At 52.3% G+C, this 821-nt stretch carries 1 protein-coding gene; it reads left to right on the forward strand.

Annotated features, from left to right (window positions below; translation table 11 throughout):
• Nucleotides 1–65: 65 nt before the first annotated feature.
• The gene (locus ACFSSE_RS04510; protein ID WP_001067855.1) at nucleotides 66–770 is read left to right on the forward strand and encodes an IS6-like element IS26 family transposase; all 705 of its coding nucleotides are present in this window, start codon (nucleotides 66–68) and stop codon (nucleotides 768–770) included.
• Nucleotides 771–821: the final 51 nt, after the last annotated feature.

The following is an 821-nucleotide window of genomic DNA, read 5'->3' on the forward strand; positions in this document are numbered from 1 at the left end:
ATGGCACTGTTGCAAATAGTCGGTGGTGATAAACTTATCATCCCCTTTTGCTGATGGAGCTGCACATGAACCCATTCAAAGGCCGGCATTTTCAGCGTGACATCATTCTGTGGGCCGTACGCTGGTACTGCAAATACGGCATCAGTTACCGTGAGCTGCAGGAGATGCTGGCTGAACGCGGAGTGAATGTCGATCACTCCACGATTTACCGCTGGGTTCAGCGTTATGCGCCTGAAATGGAAAAACGGCTGCGCTGGTACTGGCGTAACCCTTCCGATCTTTGCCCGTGGCACATGGATGAAACCTACGTGAAGGTCAATGGCCGCTGGGCGTATCTGTACCGGGCCGTCGACAGCCGGGGCCGCACTGTCGATTTTTATCTCTCCTCCCGTCGTAACAGCAAAGCTGCATACCGGTTTCTGGGTAAAATCCTCAACAACGTGAAGAAGTGGCAGATCCCGCGATTCATCAACACGGATAAAGCGCCCGCCTATGGTCGCGCGCTTGCTCTGCTCAAACGCGAAGGCCGGTGCCCGTCTGACGTTGAACACCGACAGATTAAGTACCGGAACAACGTGATTGAATGCGATCATGGCAAACTGAAACGGATAATCGGCGCCACGCTGGGATTTAAATCCATGAAGACGGCTTACGCCACCATCAAAGGTATTGAGGTGATGCGTGCACTACGCAAAGGCCAGGCCTCAGCATTTTATTATGGTGATCCCCTGGGCGAAATGCGCCTGGTAAGCAGAGTTTTTGAAATGTAAGGCCTTTGAATAAGACAAAAGGCTGCCTCATCGCTAACTTTGCAACAGTGC

The sequence above is a fragment of the Pedobacter alpinus genome, from assembly GCF_042684645.1.
Taxonomy (GTDB): domain Bacteria; phylum Bacteroidota; class Bacteroidia; order Sphingobacteriales; family Sphingobacteriaceae; genus Pseudopedobacter; species Pseudopedobacter alpinus.